Source organism: Bradyrhizobium sp. CSA207 (assembly GCF_029051685.1).
Classification (GTDB): domain Bacteria; phylum Pseudomonadota; class Alphaproteobacteria; order Rhizobiales; family Xanthobacteraceae; genus Bradyrhizobium.
Genome location: NZ_JAACFT010000034.1, coordinates 80,632 through 95,643, shown reverse-complemented (window position 1 = coordinate 95,643; position 15,012 = coordinate 80,632). Strand labels below are relative to the sequence as shown.

At 58.0% G+C, this 15,012-nt stretch carries 12 protein-coding genes and 1 pseudogene; 8 read left to right on the top strand and 5 right to left on the bottom strand.

Features of this window, described 5'->3' with window-relative positions; genetic code table 11:
• On the top strand, positions 1–1,192 hold a 1,192-nt coding region (locus GWG65_RS31525; protein WP_342760687.1), incomplete at its 5' end, for an alpha-hydroxy-acid oxidizing protein.
• Between the two features lie 97 nt (positions 1,193–1,289).
• Here GWG65_RS31525 and GWG65_RS31520 read toward each other — a convergent pair.
• Entirely contained in the window at positions 1,290–2,600 is a 1,311-nt protein-coding gene (locus GWG65_RS31520; protein ID WP_275199375.1) for an MFS transporter, read from the bottom strand.
• 323 nt (positions 2,601–2,923) lie between these two features.
• Between GWG65_RS31520 and GWG65_RS31515 the strand changes: the two genes are divergently transcribed.
• The 6 genes from GWG65_RS31515 (at position 2,924) to GWG65_RS31490 (ending at position 8,472) form a co-directional block, all read left to right on the top strand.
• Complete coding sequence (locus GWG65_RS31515) at positions 2,924–4,192, top strand: Rieske 2Fe-2S domain-containing protein (RefSeq protein WP_275199374.1); 1,269 nt, start codon at positions 2,924–2,926, stop codon at positions 4,190–4,192.
• Between the two features lie 10 nt (positions 4,193–4,202).
• A complete protein-coding gene (locus GWG65_RS31510) occupies positions 4,203–4,709 on the top strand; it encodes a nuclear transport factor 2 family protein (RefSeq protein ID WP_275199373.1) in 507 nt (168 codons plus the stop codon).
• 18 nt (positions 4,710–4,727) lie between these two features.
• Positions 4,728–5,168 carry a rhodanese-like domain-containing protein gene (locus GWG65_RS31505; RefSeq protein ID WP_275199372.1) on the top strand — a complete coding sequence of 147 codons (441 nt, stop codon included), beginning with the start codon at positions 4,728–4,730 and terminating at the stop codon, positions 5,166–5,168.
• Positions 5,169–5,281: 113 nt separating this feature from the next.
• Entirely contained in the window at positions 5,282–6,448 is a 1,167-nt protein-coding gene (locus GWG65_RS31500; RefSeq protein WP_275199371.1) for a thiolase family protein, read from the top strand.
• Positions 6,449–6,451: 3 nt separating this feature from the next.
• On the top strand, positions 6,452–6,886 hold the full coding sequence (locus GWG65_RS31495; RefSeq protein ID WP_275199370.1) for an OB-fold domain-containing protein: 435 nt from the start codon (positions 6,452–6,454) through the stop codon (positions 6,884–6,886).
• A gap of 8 nt (positions 6,887–6,894) precedes the next feature.
• Entirely contained in the window at positions 6,895–8,472 is a 1,578-nt protein-coding gene (locus GWG65_RS31490) for an AMP-binding protein (RefSeq protein ID WP_275199369.1), read from the top strand.
• 366 nt (positions 8,473–8,838) lie between these two features.
• Here GWG65_RS31490 and GWG65_RS31485 read toward each other — a convergent pair whose 3' ends face one another.
• From GWG65_RS31485 to GWG65_RS31470, 4 genes are all read right to left on the bottom strand, one after another.
• Complete coding sequence (locus GWG65_RS31485) at positions 8,839–10,572, bottom strand: sulfatase-like hydrolase/transferase (RefSeq protein WP_275199368.1); 1,734 nt, start codon at positions 10,570–10,572, stop codon at positions 8,839–8,841.
• A gap of 97 nt (positions 10,573–10,669) precedes the next feature.
• The gene (locus tag GWG65_RS31480; protein ID WP_275199367.1) at positions 10,670–11,791 is read right to left on the bottom strand and encodes a class II histone deacetylase; all 1,122 of its coding nucleotides are present in this window, start codon (positions 11,789–11,791) and stop codon (positions 10,670–10,672) included.
• Between the two features lie 36 nt (positions 11,792–11,827).
• A complete protein-coding gene (locus GWG65_RS31475; RefSeq protein WP_275199380.1) occupies positions 11,828–13,207 on the bottom strand; it encodes an aminotransferase class III-fold pyridoxal phosphate-dependent enzyme in 1,380 nt (459 codons plus the stop codon).
• 44 nt (positions 13,208–13,251) lie between these two features.
• Complete coding sequence (locus GWG65_RS31470) at positions 13,252–14,505, bottom strand: MFS transporter (protein ID WP_275199366.1); 1,254 nt, start codon at positions 14,503–14,505, stop codon at positions 13,252–13,254.
• A 212-nt stretch (positions 14,506–14,717) separates the two neighbouring features.
• Between GWG65_RS31470 and GWG65_RS31465 the strand changes: the two are divergent.
• Positions 14,718–14,897, top strand: a pseudogene (locus tag GWG65_RS31465) (lipoyl synthase); the annotation flags it as partial.
• Positions 14,898–15,012 lie beyond the last annotated feature (115 nt).

Sequence of the window (15,012 nt, the reverse complement as noted above, 5' to 3'; positions counted from 1 at the left end):
GGCGCTTGCTGGTTCGGTGGGGGGGACAAATGTTCTGAACTATGGGGATACGCCGGTAAATGTTTTTGACTATCGCGAGCTGGCGAGGAGACGCTTGCCAAGAATCATCTTTGACTACCTTGAGGGTGGCTCGGGTGGCGAGCGGTCATTGGTGCACAACAGAGAAGTATTCGACCGCCTTGTTTTTCGTCCCAAGAGACTGCTCGACATCAGCAAGCGTGACATATCAATCAATCTATTTGGAAGAACATACGACGCACCTATCATTATCGCGCCGACGGGTTTGAATGGTGCATTCTGGCCCGATGGAGATATCTCGTTGGCGCGCGCCGCTGAAAAGGCCAATATCCCCTTTGCTTTGTCGACCGCTTCAACTACGGCCATTGAGGACGTGGCGCGAGACGCGGGCGGCGATAAGTGGTTCCAGCTGTATGTGTTCAGCAAGACCTTGTCGCAACAATTGGTGGAGCGCGCCAAGGGGGCAGGGTATTCGACGCTAATTCTAACGGCAGATCTCGGGGTCGACGGCCTCAGAGAACGTGACATTCGCAACGGCTTCAAGTTGCCGCTGAGTTACTCACCGAGCCTGCTCGTCGACGGTGTAACGCATCCACGTTGGGCGCTCGACTTTGCAATGCATGGCATGCCGAAGGTGGCAAACTTTGCCAAAAAAGACACCTCGGATACCGCAAGTCAAGCTGGACGGATGAGGCGAGGCATTGACACAACCTTCAACTGGTCTGACCTAAGGTGGTTGCGCTCCATCTGGCCCCATCAGCTCCTTGTCAAGGGGATATTGCGGGCGGACGATGCTGTGCGATGCATCGCCGAGGGCGCAGATGGCGTGATCCTATCGAATCACGGAGGGCGACAGCTGGGGGAAGCGATATCTCCGCTTCAAATCTTGGCCGAAACGAGAAGCAGGATCACGCAGCCGATCCTAATCGACAGTGGGTTCCGTCGTGGCGCAGACATAGTGAAAGCGATTGCTCTTGGAGCAAACGCGGTTCAACTTGGTCGGGCGACGCTGTACGGATTGGCTGCTCGGGGCGAAATTGGCGTCACAGAGGTGCTGAAGATGATGTTCGCTGAGATCGATAATACCATGGCTCAGATTGGTTGCGCCTCTATTGCGGACCTCAGCCCGGATTGCATCGCTGAAGATGGACTCCCTCTAATAACGCGCTCATAGGCTTGTGTCGGACGTCTGGGAGGACCCTCTTCGTGAGGGGAGCGGCGCCGTTGGCAAAGTGGCTGTGCAATGATGCTCGCGTGTTCTATTTCCAGGCCTATTCGGCCGATGCGACGGTTGGTCCTGCTTTCCGCAAGCCGGGGGAAAAGGACACGGCCGATTGCGTATCGAACGTGAAGTCCGATATGTCGATCTCCCGATCAAGAGTTCTCACGATCAATCCGTAACCGCCGCATCCCAGAACCAATCCGACGAGGGCGGCAAACAGAAGGGGCACCATGAACCCGCCGGTATAACTTATGAGCAAGCCCGTAATCAGCGGGGCGAGCGCGCCGCCAAGATTGCCGCCAACGTTCTGAATTGACGCGCATGATGAAACGAGATGAGGTGGCGCCACGTCGATCGGCATGGCGTTCGCTGCAGCAGTCGTCAAGCTGATCATTGACACGGCCGCCGTCATTGCGGCGACCGCCATCCACGTTTCCTGCGATAAAGCCACGGCGACGGTAAAGATAGTGGCACCGAAGATGCCGCCGACGGCAAATGATTTCCGGACTCGGGATATTGTGTAGCCTTTCGCTATCAGCCGGTCGTTTGCCCAGCCGCCGAAAATCGTGAATGCGATGCCTGAAACAAATGGCAGCATCGCCAGAAAGCCTGTGCTCAGGATTGGCAAATTGTGCTTCAGGGCGAGATAGCCGGGAAGCCAGGATGCAAAGACGTAATAGACATAGAGATAACCAGCCTGGCCCAGCACCATTCCCCAGACGGAACGTACCTTCAGCAGCGTCGACCATCGAATATGGGATTGTGCGCGGGCGGCGTGTGTAGTCGTTTCACCCACCGGTTTCTTGTAGATCAGCAACCATGCGGCGACCCAGACTGCTCCGAGCAGGCCCGTCGCGATGAACACCCACGGACACCCAAAGGTGGCAAGCAGGAATGAAGACAGCGGAATCCCAACTGCAAGGCCGATCTTCGTACCGGAGAACTGCGCGCTGACGGCAAAACCGCGCTCCGTCTTGTCGAAGTTGTGCTTGATGACTTGGGACCCGGCGGGAATATTCGGCGATTCACCAATGCCGACCAATGCGCGAAGCGCCGCCAAGGGCCAAAACTGCACGGTCAGCGCGCAAAGGCCCGTCGCGAGGGACCAGCCGGCAACGGCAAGTGGAAAGGTACGCGTTGCGCCGATCCGGTCGGTCAGCGGCCCTGCGAAGATAATGGCACCGACATAAAAGAAGTTCAAAAGGGACATCAGGAGGCCCGCGGAGCTCGGGCTGTAGGAATGCTCCTTGATCAGCTCAGGTAATACGACCGACAGATTGACTCTATCGATGAAGCTCAACGACTGCGACGCGGCAAGGAGCAGCAGCAAACAGATCTTGTAGTTGCCAAGAGCGTTCATTGATCCCCCCGATTTGTTGTTGACTGCGAACTGCCGCCGCATTGGTCTGCAGTCATCATAAGACGGGAAATCCCTGCAGCTCCAATAAGCTCGCAAAGAGAATAAATAAGAAGGACTTATGACGATGCGCTGTCGCGACCGAAACTCGGCGCGCATTGCGTTCGCGACCCGTTGAAGTGGTCGACGAATCCAGAACCCACTGGACCGCCGCTGATATGCCGTACTTATTTATTTAGCCCAAAAAATTATTGGCTGCGATAGAGCTCGGCTCGGTAGTCTCCTTTGAAACCGCTCTAAAGACGACGAGACAGGAGAATGACGTGATGCTGACGACACCCCAACCGAGTTCGGCTCCTGCCAGGCCCGAATTAGATTTCAAGTGGCCCGCCGAAGGCATCACGCGCGCGCCCTACCGTCTGTTTACCGATCCGGAGATCTACCAGCTGGAGCAGGAACGCATCTTCAGGGGTCGCTCGTGGAATTTTCTTTGTCTCGACGTCGATATCCCAAAAGCCGGCGATTACCGCACCACGACGATCGGCGAAACGCCGGTGATCGTGACAAGGGATCATGATGGCGAAGTTCACGCAATGGTCAACCGTTGCGCTCACAAGGGAGCGCTGGTGTGTCTCAAGAAGCAGGACAATGTCGCGAACCTTACATGCGTTTATCATGCCTGGAATTACGGCCTTGATGGGCAATTGAAGGGTGTCGCGTTCCGTAATGGGCTTCGCGGACAAGGCGGGATGCCGAGCGATTTCGATGTCGCCAAGCATCGCCTTCAGCCGATCCGCACGGAAAAGTTTTGCGGAATGATCTTCGGTACATTCTCCGAACAGGTCGAGAATGTCGAGGCCTACCTAGGCGCCGACATGGCGCAGTTCATCAAGCGAAATCTTGATCGTCCGCTTCGCGTCCTCGGTACACACAGTCAGACAATTCACAACAACTGGAAACTATATGCCGAGAATCTGCGGGATTCGTATCACGCAACCCTGCTCCACACCTTCTATACGACCTTCAAGGTGAACCGCCTGGACATGGATGGCGGGATCATCCTGTCCGATGAGAAGTGGCACCATGTTAGCTTTGCGCGCCGCGCCAAGCTGCAAGAGGCTGCCGAGTATTCCGAGGCGAAGGTCCATTCAGCCAGTTACGAATCCGCCCTCGAGGGGCCGGGGCTGCTTGAGGCCTGGGAGGAATTCGACGACGGCATCACGCACAGCATCCAAACCGTCTTCCCCAACATGTGCATTCAGTTCACGCTGAATTCGCTCGCGATTCGGTTCTTTGCACCGAAGGGAGTCGACAAGACCGAACTGTTCTGGATTTACCTCGGCTATGACCGCGATTCCGAGGAGCAATCGCAGATGCGCATCATGCAGAGCAATCTTACGGGTGCAGCAGGCCTCGTCTCGCTTGAAGACGGCTGCATCAATGAATTCGTCCAGCGCGGCACGCGCAACGACCCGGAATGCGCATCTTTCATGGAAATGGGGGGGCGCGTCGCCGAATCCGAGAAGAATTCCCGTGCGACTGAAACCGCCGTTCGGGGTTTCTGGCAGGGCTACCGCGGTATCATGGGATTCTGAGGAGCAAATCATGTCCAGCGTCATCGAAAAGCGGGTCACGCCATCAAGCGACGACCAATACCGCGAGGCTGCGGAACTGATTGCCGCATATGGTCATGCCATGGATGACGGCAAGATCGATCTTTGGCCGCAATTCTTCACGCCCAGCGGCGTCTACCACATCACGACCAAGGAAAATCAGGATGCAGGCCTGCCGATCGGAATCATGCGGTGTGTCGGCCGTGGAATGATGATCGATCGGGTGAAGGCGTTCCATACCGCTAATATCTTCGAGCCCCATAGCTACAATCATGTCGTGGGCCATCCGACTATGTCTTACGACAAGGCAACTGGCTGTGTGATGGCGCGCTCGAATTTCCAGGTCGTTCGTATCATGGAGAGCGGCCGGATGGATCTCTTTGCCGCCGGCAAATATCTCGATGTGATCCAGAGGGAAGGGGGCTCTCTAAAGTTCAGGGAACGTGTCGTTGTGCTGGATTCGCGAAATGTCGATATTCTGCTCGTTGTGCCGCTGTAGGCATCGCTGGTTGCGAAGATGTCATGCGTCGCCATCGAAGGCACCGAGATGAACGGACTGGAGCTTTCGCCAGGGGAGGCGTGGACAAAAATGGTTGGCTCTCCGTTGGTCAAATTGATCGATGTCAGGACGGAGGCCGAATGGAAATATGTTGGCGAGCCGGACGTCGAAACGCTCGGGGCTGCCCTCGTTAAGATCTCATGGCAGTTATCGCCGGACATGCGGGTGAATTCAGAGTTCCTCAATCAACTCCGAGAGGCTGTGGGCGCTGACGATACACTCTTGTTCATGTGCCGCAGCGGTGGTCGCAGCCTGGCTGCGGCCAAAGCGGCCAGGGGCTGCAGCATCAAGCAGAGCTATAGCATCGCCGGTGGATTTGAAGGTGACCTTGATGAGAACGGACATCGCGGCAACAAAGCCGGGTGGAAGTATCAGGGTCTGCCATGGCGGCAAACCTGAAGGCGCCACCGCGGACGGCGACTCGCGGTTTCAACTCTATTTCACCAATCACCGCGACGAGGGGGCTGAAGGCCTCCGTAAAAGCGCGCTCTCAATTTTCGTGGAGAAGCACCGTGGGTAAGCGAGACATCGTCATTGCAGGTTATTCTGAAACTCCAATCGTTTACCAGAGCGGGCGCAGTACTTACGATCTGGCCGGTGAAGCACTTGCGGGACTTCTTGCGGCAACCGGGATCGGCAAGGAAGAGATCAATGGCCTCGCCGTTACTGCGCCTTTGAGCGAATCGCCAAATCCGTTCTTCCCTGCCTACATGGCTGAAGCGTTGGGCCTCACGCCGACCTGGCTGAATTATGGGGGATCGGGTGGTTGCTCGGCGACCGGCGGCATTGCACGCGCCGCTTCGGCGATTCGGGACGGCCACTGCGAGGTGGCGGTCGTACTGTCGGCCGATGCTCCGAGCACTTCATGGCGTGCCAATTATGGTGCTTACAGATCCGAATTTCAGGACCCTCAGGGAATCCAAGGCCCGCCAGCCACATTCGGGCTGCTGATGAGCAGATATCAGCATCAATATGGGCTAAAGTCCGAGGCGCTAGGCAAGATTGCGATCACGCAGCGAAATCACGCACTTCACAACGATAACGCGTGCGCCAAATTCAAGACGCCGATCACGATGGCGGACTATGAAAAGTCGCGGGTTATCGCCGATCCGCTACGGCTTCTGGATTGCGTCATGTTCTGTGACGGCGCCAATTCGTTTCTGGTGACATCCGAGGAACGCGCGCGAAGCCTTGGTCTCTCCAAGATGGTCTATCCAACGGGCTATGCTGAGATAACCAACCTAAACGGAAACAAGCCATGCGTCGACATCACGCAGACCGGCTTCTCAGCGATCGCGCCTATGGTCTTTCGGCAATCCGGCTTGACGGCGAAGGACATCCGTATGTTCCAGCCGTACGACGATTTTACGATCGCCGTTTTGATGAAGTTCGAGGAGTTCGGATTTTGCGAGCGCGGGCAGGGCAGCGATTTTATCCTGGATACGGACCTTTCGCATAAAGGCACTCTCCCGTTGAATACCGGCGGTGGTCAGATCTCCGCCGGGCAGCCCGGTCTTGCAAGCGGCGGCTTGAATCTCGCCGAGGCGGTGCGTCAGATGTTCGGCGAGGGTGGCGGCCGCCAAGTGGATAGTCCAAAGAACGCACTGATTACCGGCATCGGCGTCATTCCCTATGCTCGCAACTGGGGCATCAGTGCCGCCATGATCCTTGAGGCTTGATCTATGACCATTGACACAAGGCCGAGCGATATCAAACCGAGCCGGGTTGTTCCGAAGCCCTCCGTCTATGTCGACACAACTCCGTTTTGGGAAGGCGCCAAAGCCGGCAGGCTTGTTCTGCAGTATTGTGCCGATACCAAGCAGTTTCAGCACTATCCCCGTCCGGTCAGCATCTACACCGGCAGCCGAAATCTCACATGGCGAGAGGTTTCCGGCAACGGTTTCATCTATGCGTGCACAGTGATTCGCGTACCCGGCCCCGGGCTCGAAGGCAGATTGCCGTTAGCGGTCGCGACCGTCCAACTCGACGAAGGCGTACACATTTTGGGAAACATCCTGAATGCCGAGCAGGGAGCCATGGCGATTGAGCAACGGGTCGAACTCGCCTGGGATCAACTGTCGTCCGACGTAGCCTACCCCGCGTTCAAGATCCTCTGAGCATTACGATGCGACTTGAAAACATCCTTTTTGCCCAGGCTCAACGATACCCCGACAAGGTCGCGTTAGTCTGCGGAGCAAAACGGGTGACCTATCGGGATCTGGCCCAAAGAGTTCGCAAGGTTGCCAACGGACTTCAAAGCCGGGGTGTTAAACAGGGAGACAGAATAGTTCTGTTCGTTGCGAACGGGATTGACCTCGTCGAGCTGTTGTATGCGACGTTCGCCATCGGCGCCGTGGTGGTCCCAGTTACGACCAGGCTCACTCCGCATGAACTGAGCCACATTTGCGGTGATAGCCGACCTGCCGCGATCGTGTTCGAGGGGGACGGCGAAAAGATTGCCGAGGTACTCCGGGAGAATGCAACGGCGATTCAGGTCAGCATCGACCATGCGTCAAGGAGCATCGTCGCGTACGCCGATATCGGCGTCGACGGTCCAGTTGATCTGCCAAAGCTGTCTGTCGAAATCGATGATGCGGCGATTATGTACACGTCCGGGACGACGGGAAAGCCCAAGGGCGCTATTATCACTCACTCCAATATCGTCGTGCAGAATTACTTCATTCACGCCGTCGAGTGGGCCATTTCCAGCGAGGACCGATACCTTGTGACCACGCCGCTGGCACACCGGGCGGGCTTTGCCAGGATGGCCAATTCGCTGAGTCTCGGAGGGACGTTGGTCGTCCTGAAAAATTTCGACCCGGAAGAGGCAGTTGCGACTATCGAACGCGAACAAATCACAGTGGCTGGAGTTGTCCCGACTATATGTCGGATGATGCTTCCGGTCGTTGAAGCTGGGTCAGAGCGATGCAAGACGCTGAAGCTAGTCGTCGTGACCGGCGAGGCATTTCCGGTTGAGCTCAAGCGCCGAATGGCGCTGGCGCTACCTGACCTGAAGATGGTGTCGTTTTTTGCCATGACGGAGGCGGGAGCGGTGACGTCGCTGTCGCATGAGGAACAATTGGAGCAGCCGACCTCGATCGGCAGACCCACTCCTGGTGTGGAGGTCCGGATTATTAACGAGGCGGGCGTGGATTGCGGAACGGACGATCCCGGCGAATTATTGGTCCGGGCCGGCGAACCCGGACGCTTCACGACCATGCGCGGCTACTTCAATCTTCCCGAGGCTACGGCTGAAATCATCCGCGATGGTTGGTTGCACACTGGCGATGTCGCGACGCGTGATGCCAGCGGCTACCTCTATATCGTCGATCGAAAGAAGGACATGATCCTGAGCGGTGGTCTCAACATCTATACAAAGGAAGTTGAGCAGGCGCTTCTATCCCATCCGGATATCGCCGACGTCGCGATTATCGGTGTGCCAGACGAAAAGTTTGGCGAAGCCGTCGCAGCATTCGTTCAGCCGGATGTGTCGGCAGCATTAACAACCGACATGGTTCGGGATCATGCCGGGCAGCTTCTGGCAGGATATAAGAAGCCGCGTTACGTCTATTTCGTCGATGTCCTTCCGAGGAATTCGCTTGGAAAAGTGTTAAAAGGTGACCTGCGCAGGCAGGCAGCTGAACTCCAACGGGTGCCTCCACTAAATGATCGAGCTGAGGATTCGCCGGTAGAGCGGGAATGATGTTCTGTTTTGAGCGACGGTCATGAGGTCAGTAGAACGTTCTTTTCAAGAGTTCATCAATGCCATCCAGACCGCCGACAACGAAGCCGGCTTTGAAAGGGTAGCACACGCGTCTCACTCAGCGCCTGGGATTTAGGTGGTTTGCCTATCTCTGCGTGATTGAGGTGCACTAAGATTGATCTAATTTTATCCTAGATCCTCTAGTAGTATCAATTGCTTAGCAGGCATTTCCAAATGGGCGCCTCGCCGGCGAAGATCGGCTTTGAATAACAATACTCCTCTGATCGACCCAGAGAGCGTCTCCTCCGCAAAGACCGACTCCGGCAATCCATGGCTGCGCGCATTCGAGCGCGTCGATCCAGCAGATCACGTCCGAGGTGCCGCCGGTTCGGGCTGAGCACTTTCAGGTTCAGTTCGATATCCCGGCCCAGTATCTGGACCAACAAAACGGGCTGCTGACCTTCCATGTATTCGAGAGAGCAACTCCTTCGGAACCTCGGTGCCGTCGTAAAGCCCTAAGAGAATCCCCTTGCGAATTGCCCCTCCGCGCTGCGCAAGAACCTCGATGTCAGAGATCGCCGTACGCTGCGACAAACGTCGTGCCCAACGGCCAAGCCGCTCGTACATCTCCTCGATGACGGACGCATACGCTTCACTTGCTCCGAGGTCGTCCAATTCCTCCGGATCATTCTCGAGATCGAAGAGCAAGGGTCGGTAGCCTCCCTCGAAATGCCAGAACTTCCACTTTCGGTCGACCACCATGAAGAGGCGGCAGTCGCGCAAGGGGAGGCCGAGCTTGGACGCCGGAGGGCTTGTTGAGTAATCGTACTCGCTGACCGCGAACTCGCGCCACGATGCTGGCTTCTCGCCGCGCAGAAACGGCAGAAGGGATCGCCCCTCGAGGATATGCGCAGGCACCTCCGCGCCCACCGCCTCAAGGAAGGTCGGGGCCAAGTCGATCGCCTCGACCAATTCGTCGCAGGTCGTGCCGCGCGTCCCATCGGCGAAAGGGGAAGGATCGTAGATGATCAACGGGATCTTCACAGAGCAATCGTGAAACAGCCCCTTCTCGCCGAGCCAATGGTCGCCAAGGTAGTCGCCATGATCGGAGGTGATCACGATCAGCGTATTGTCCATCAGGCCAGCTTCCTCGAGATACGCTAAGAGTCGTCCCATCTGATCGTCGCACTGCTTAATTAGGCCCATGTAGGCCGGGATCACCTTGGATCGCACGTCGTTACGCGAGAAAGTGCGAGAAATCTGACCCTGCATGAAGGCTTCGTAGATCGGGTGCGCACCGAGGCGTTCCCGCTCATGGCGCATTGCGGGCAAAATCTGATGAGTGCCATAGAGAGCATGATATGGCGAAGGCACGATATATGGCCAGTGTGGCTTGATATAGGAAAGATGGCATAGCCAGGGCTTATCGCGCTTTCGATGTTGCTCGAGGAACTTGATGCCCTCTGTTGTAAGCCAGGGCGTCTCAGAGTCTTCCTCGCGGATATTGGCCGGCTTGTCGGCATTCTTCATCAACCATCCAGACGCGATGTCTTTATTCTCGTCGATTCCGGCGTTCGCGTGCGCATGCCACGGATTGAACGACGGATATCCTCGCGATTTCAGATATTCATTGTACGGCGAACGACGCTCATCGTAGAAGCCGTCGGGTCCTTCTGCACACAGGCCGTCGTCGCGGACGACGATGTCGAAGCCGCACTCGGCGATGCGCGCGCCGATGATTGAATCAGGCGCAATGCCCAGACGCAACAGCCCGGCGGCGTCGACCTCCATATGGGTCTTCCCCACGAGGTAGGCGTCGACGCCGCCGGCGCGCAGATGGTCACCGAGCGTTTGTTCGCCGATCTTTAGCGGAAAATTGTTGCGTTGCGCACCATGGCTGTGGACGTAACGCCCGGTGTAGAAGCTCATGCGCGAGGATCCGCAGATCGGCGATTGCGCATAGGCGCGCGTGAACCGGACGCCCCTGGCAGCGAGCTGGTCGATGTTCGGCGTCTTCAACGAAGGATGGCCGGAGCAGCTCAGATAGTCGAACCGCAGCTGATCGAACATGATGAAAAGAATGTTCTTCACTTCGCGCATCGAGCTCTCCCTGCCCTAGTTTTCGAGGTTTCGCATTCCCGCGGACACGCTTCGCCGTCCTGCGAGGCACTGTGCCTCTATTGCCCGGCTTCGCAGGTCAGACCTGACGATACTTGGGGTGGCGACTGAGCTCCTTGTGGTGAGCATCGTCGAATGCACTCGGCGGCTGTTGCTGCTGCAATAGCTGCAGATACGGATCATCGACGCCGGAGCGGACGCCCGCAAGTTCCTCGATAACCGCATGCGCACAAAATGGAACGGCGGTCTCCGCGTACCCCCCCTCCTGCACGATCACCAGGCGTCCGTCGCAACACTCATCGGCGACCGCCTTTACCATGCGCGTCATCGTCCTGAACGTATCGCTATGCGCAAGCATTCGTGCAAGCGGATCGACGCCGTTGGCGTCGAGTCCGTTGACCACTACGATCAATTCGGGCCGGAAGTCGCGCAGTGCGGGCATCGCAATATGCTCACAGGCTTCGATGTAGGCTTTGTGCCCACTCCCGGGCCAGAGCGGAACATTGATGTTGGCGCCGAGCCCCGCGCCTTCACCGGCCTCGTCGATGCTGCCCGACCCACCCGGTGGAAAGCAGCTGTGCTGGTGAAGCGAGATGGTGAGCACGTCCGCGCGATCATAGAAGCACGCCTGCGTGCCGTTGCCGTGATGGACATCCCAGTCAAGCACCGCGACCCGGGTGAGGCCGTGCTGCGCCCGGGCCGCCTCGATCGCAATCGGCACATTTGCCAGCAGGCAGAAGCCCATGGGAGTACCGGGAAGACAATGATGGCCGGATGGCCGCGAAACCGCGTAAGCGTTGCGACGCATTCCGCTTGCGACATCAAGTACGGCCTGTCGAACCAGTCCGGCGGAGTTCAAGGCTATCTCGAAGCTGCCGCGCGCAAATGGCGCAGATCGGTGGAGCGCACCGCCGTCCGCATCGCTCAGCCGCTTGAACTCGTCGATATAGGCGGCAGTGTGAATACGCAGCAGTTCCTCTCGACTGGCCGGTCCTGCCTCGATCACGTCGAGCTGCTCCGTCAGCCCCGAGACGTCCATCAATGATTTCAATCGACGCTTGCTCTCTGGGGAATCAGCATGGCCCCCGCTTGCCACAGGCTGAACCCATCCTCCGATCGGAAGCACGAGCGCCGCCTGACCGGCGCTGAACCAGAGACATCGTTCGCTGAAGTAGAACCCCGTGCGGCCCGTACGCTTCATCCAATTTGCCCTCTTCTGCCGCCCGCTTCGATCGGTTTAGGAAGCCGTACGCGCCCGCGCCTGCTCAAAACGACCGAACGCAATGGTCAAGGCGTCGATGATCTTGTCGACCTGTTGTTGACTTATGGTCAGCGGCGGCGACAAGATCATCGTCGGGCCGGCCGGGCGCGCAATCACGCCCTCCTCGCGGGCAAATCCGGCCACCATCTCCGCAAAGCCGGTTGCGGGATCTAGCTGCTTCCTGGTCGTCTTATCGCTCACGAGATCGACCCCGACCATGAGGCCCTTGCCACGGACTTCTCCGACGATCGAGGACAACTCGACGAGCTTTTGCAGCCCATCGAGCAGTCGCTTCCCTTGGGCGGCCGCATTGGCGGGAAGATCTTCACGTTCCACGATATCGAGAACCGCGAGCGCAGCGGCGCAACCGAGCGGATGGCCTGTCGCCGTATAGCCGTGCATGACGACGCCTTCGGGCGTCACGGCGTTGTACCAGGCGGATGCGACCCGCTTGTTCAGAACGGTAGCTGCCATCGGAATGTATCCGGCAGACAATCCTTTGGCGAGACACATGATGTCCGGCTTGACGTCCCAGCCGCGCGCACCGAACATCGAGCCGGTCCGGCCGAATCCCGTGACGACTTCATCCGAAATGAGCAGAACGCCGAAGCGGTCGAGGACCTCGCGCACCATCGGCCAGAAGCTTTTCGGCGGCACGATCACCCCGCCGGCCCCCTGCACCGGCTCCGCGATGAAGGCCGCCACCGTATGCGCGCCCTGATGCAGGATCTCTCGCTCGAGTTGGTTTGCGACGATGCCGGCCAGTTCGTCCGGATCCTGCGACCACGGATTGCGATACCGCCAAGGCGAATCGATCTGGAAGCAGCCCGGCACCAACGGCTCGTACTTTGTGCGGTACACGCTGCTGCCATTGACGGAAACGCCGCCGAAGTGCACCCCGTGGTAGGCCTGCTTCAACGAGATGAACTTGGTGCGCAGCGGCTCACCCGAGAGCTTCCAGTACTGTCGCGCAAGTTTGAGTGCCGTCTCCACCGCATCCGAGCCGTTGGCGGAAAAGAGCACTTTGTCCATGTCCTCGTCGCTCGCCATCTCGATGATCTTGGCCGAGAGCTCGATCGAAGGACCTGTCGTGGTGGCCGCAAATGACGAATAGTAGCTGATGCGGTCCATTTGCGCGGCAATGGCCGCCTTCACTTCCTTCCGGTTGTGTCCGACATTGACGTTCCACAATCCTCCGACGCCGTCGAGATATGTCTTCCCGTCGATATCCGTTACGTAGCAGCCTTCCCCGCCCACGATGATCTGCGGAGGCCGCTGCCGCGAGACCATCGGGTGAATCATCGGGTGAAACTGATATTTCGTGTTCACTTCCCGCAGGAAATTGCCGTTCTTCATGTCCATCAGCTTTTCCTCCTAGGGATGCCGCGGCTTGAGCCAATTCAGCGACTTGGCTCCGGAATGGATTCACCCGCGGCTTGAGCGGAAGCCGACGCGAGTTGGACGCGGTCCCTGTCGGGATTGATCAGCAGGAATGCGAGGATTGAAAGCACCGAGACAATCGCGCCGGCCCAGATGAATCCGGTGCCGAACCCGGCGCCGGCGGTTACGCCCCGGTCGACGATCATTCCGGTGATGACGGGCGCCAGCGGGCCGGCCAGCGTGGCCGCAGCATTCCCGATGGAGAGAACTGCGCCGCGCTGCTGCGACGGCGTAATCTCCGCCAGCATAACCGGACCGAGGATCGGGATTAGTCCACCGAGTGAAAACGCCAAGGTGGCGCAAACGGCGGGCAGCACGAATCCGGTCGTGTATGGCAGCAGGACCGTGAGGAGACCGGAAGCTAGTAAACCGCCATAGGCCAAGCCTCCTCGCGCAATCCGGCTCGTCAAGCCGCGCCGCTTCAAGGCTTCCGAGAGACGAGACATCAGCGGCAGCATGACGATTTGCACCAGCGACGGCATCGCGACAATCCACCCCATTTCGCTCGGCTTGTACCCGACAGCCTTGGTGAGATAGGCGGGCAGCCAAACGACGGAGAGGGCGACGAGCCAGTAGGAGGCAAAGCCGGCGATGGTCTGACCGACGAAAGTCGGGCAGGTGAGCAGTCGCGCGTAAGGCACGGTTGAGCCCTCCGTTCGCGCCGACGCGGCAGGTTGGTCCGTGAGTTGCCCCTCCTTGCCAACGAAGTACCAGACCGCGCACCACGCGAGGCCGACCACCCCCAACAGGCCGAAGGCCGTGCGCCAGGAGTACTCCACGATGATGTGGACGAGCAGGGGAGCAAACAAGCCCGCTCCGCAGGCCACTCCTGCAAAGATGATGCTGGTCGGCAGCGGCCGCTGATCGTTAGGAAACCACTTGTAAATTGCGTGTAAGGCGACCGGATAGGCGGGCCCTTCACCAAAGCCGAGGAGAATTCGATTGGCAAAGAGTGCGACTAGGCCGAGTGGAAGCAACATCGGAAGCTGAACGACCGACCAGGACAGCGCCATCACACCCAAGATCCACTTGGTCGGGAAGCGGTTGCTGACGAAGCCAATGAGCACGGCCGAAATCGAGAAGAACGCAAAGAAGCTGGTGCCGATTAGACCGAAGGTCGTGTGGTCGAGCGCGAGGTCGCGCATGATCGGCACGGCCGCGAGGCCAAGGATCGCCTTGTCCGCGAAATTGATCAGCATGAACAGAAACAGCATGGCGACGATCAGCCAGCCGCGAGATGGTACTTGCCCCTGCATGGAAACGCCTCTTCTCCGGCCCACATAATATATGCTATTACATATATTCATCGATAAAGCATTTTCTGTCAAATGGAAGTTGGGGTCAGAAGCTGCTGCAAGAACAGGCTGTCTGCTGATTGTGGCAGCGACGATCTGCTCGATTGTTTTGTGGTAATCCGCTTGCAGAGCAGTATCTCCAACCCACTCACAAGCATCACGCCGTCACGGACGTTGTGTATCCCGAGGAATCCGAAGCTTACGAACGAGTAGCCTATTGCCAAGGATTTCTGCTGGTTTCGGCGTCCCCCTTTACGCGTTCGTCGCATCCCGCCAGCGAGGATTTCCGAAGACAAAAAAGTGCCGACGAAGTCGCGTCTAGGCGTGTACCGTCTCCAGAGCGTCTTTCGAAATTCGCGCCGCCTGAACGTTGGACTGGAGCACCGGGACGTGCCGAAAGACTTTCCTCGGAGCGCCCCGACAGCG